This is a genomic window from Thiolapillus sp. (assembly GCF_048562965.1).
Taxonomy (GTDB): domain Bacteria; phylum Pseudomonadota; class Gammaproteobacteria; order Chromatiales; family Chromatiaceae; genus Thiolapillus; species Thiolapillus brandeum_A.
Genome location: NZ_JBHNMF010000541.1, coordinates 1 through 2,121, shown reverse-complemented (window position 1 = coordinate 2,121; position 2,121 = coordinate 1). Strand labels below are relative to the sequence as shown.

Here is a 2,121-nt window from a genome sequence, read left to right as displayed (position 1 = left end):
TGCACCGGAAGATGAACTGGATACGGTGATGCAATCGCTGTGGCGGCAATTCAGCTACTACCACCCCCAAGGGAAGGTTGTTCCAAGCCCACCCTTACCTGCTGAATTGTTCGGTTGGTTGATCGGGTCGAGGTGACGGAATAATGCCCGTCACCCCTCCCACACCACCGGACATGCGGTTTTCCGCATCCGGCGGTTGAAAACAACCCCCCTTTTTTTTTCAGGTGATCCAGAATTGGGATGGCACCCATAAACCATATCGCTCCAGTACTCGGTTATTCAATGCCCTATGTAGCACTGAGCTTCGGGCTATCCGCCAAGCACCTCGACTACTGCTGGCTACTTTTAGGTGCCAACCTGCGGCGCCCAATCGCTTGAGCGCGTTACGCCGCCCATCGCGGTTGTGCCAGCGTAGCCAGAAGCACTTGCGCATGTGCCGTCTGATCCAGCCTTCCAGCCATAGAATATTCCTTCTCGCCTGGGCCAGACCAAAATATTGGCACCAGCCCCGCAGGTACTTCCGCCATTGCTTAACCAACTCTCGGCTGGTCAAGCTTTGCTTTGCATCCCACTTGGCGCGGACTTCGGCTCGAAATCGCTGAATACTCTTTTCAGCTATGGCTATACGCCCGTCCTCTTCCTGTAGAATAAATCCCAGGTAAGGCCGCTCCCATGGTCGTCCTGTGCCGCTCTTACTTGCGTTGACCTGGAGTCGCAGGTGCTTCTCTATCCAGCAACTGATGTTGTCCATCACTCGCTGGGCACTGCGCTCGCTTTTGACGTAGATCACCACATCATCGGCATATCGGCAGAAGCTCAACCCCCGCCTCTCCAGTTCTTTATCCAGAGCATCCAGGTAGATATTGGCCAGTAACGGACTCAGTGGGCCGCCTTGAGGCGTCCCCTTCGGCCTTTTATGTCGCTGTCCACCCTCTTCCAGGGGCGCTCGCAGGTAACTCCCTATCAACTTCAGTAGCTGTCGGTCCCGCTCTTTGCGTCCCACCTGGTGCATCAGGATGTCATGGTTGACGTGATCGAAGAAAGCACTGATATCCAGGTCAACTACCCAGCTCTTCCCTTCTCGCAGGTACGCTTGCACGGCCCTAATGGCATCGTGAGCACTACGGTTTGGGCGAAAACCATAACTGTGGTTACTGAACTCCGGTTCAAACTTCTGGCTCAGTACCTGGGCTATGGCCTGCTGGATGATTCGATCCTGCACCGTCGGAATACCCAGTAGGCGCTCTCCTCCATTGGCTTTGGGTATCCGTATCCCACGAATCGCGTTCGGGCGATACCTCCCTTCCTCCAATTTCTCGGCGACCACCTTCCAGTGTCGGCGTAAGTGAGCTGCCGTCTGGCGAATGGTTCTCCCATCCAACCCAGCCGCTCCCCGGTTACTCCGTACTGCTCGGTATGCTTTCTTCAGGTTTTCACGGCTCAACACCGTGGCCATCGTTTCTTCTGTCAATACGACTGCTCCTCTTCTTGCCTGGAACGTCACTCGAAATCCACGCACTTGGTTCTGGACGGATCCACCGTCATCCTCGCCTGCGCCACTCAGGGTAAAGGCCGCAGTTGTCATTCCCTGGTGTTTCAGATTCCTACGCGCTTCTTCCCAGAAATCTCAGGTTGTATTAAGTTTCCTTCGGCCCTTCGCTCCACCCGCATTACCAGGCTTCTTCACTACTATGGCCTCTGCTGACTGCTGATCCATGCTCATGGTTCAGCTCTCCCCGGGTAAGGCGCCAAAACTTTCGGCCCGTGCCGCCAGGCTCTACCTCTTGCGTCTTTCGGTGACTGTTGGATTTCGCGTTCCCTAGCACGCTCATCGCCCGCAAGCGGCCTCTCTGCCTGTTCGTGTTCCTACGGTCGTGCCTTTGCTACACGCTTCTTTCAGCTTGGCCTCACGGCTTCCACCTTGCGTTTCACTGCACTTCTCGTCACTCTTTGTGGTTACCTCCTTTCAGGTAACAAGTTTTGGCCCATGCCGGGCACACTAGGAGATCAATGTGATTGCATTGCCTGTTATCTCCGACGAAGCAAGAGACAGTCTGGATACCCACGTTCAGGTGCTCAATCGCCTGACACCGGATGAAGCGCGGGAAATCAAGCGGATCG

1 protein-coding gene is annotated in these 2,121 nt (G+C 55.3%); it reads right to left on the bottom strand.

What is annotated here, in order from left to right:
- Positions 1–220: 220 nt before the first annotated feature.
- Positions 221–1,471 carry a group II intron reverse transcriptase/maturase gene (gene ltrA, locus ACOCD2_RS17435; RefSeq protein ID WP_419601422.1) on the bottom strand — a complete coding sequence of 417 codons (1,251 nt, stop codon included), beginning with the start codon at positions 1,469–1,471 and terminating at the stop codon, positions 221–223.
- Between the last annotated feature and the right edge of the window lie 650 nt (positions 1,472–2,121).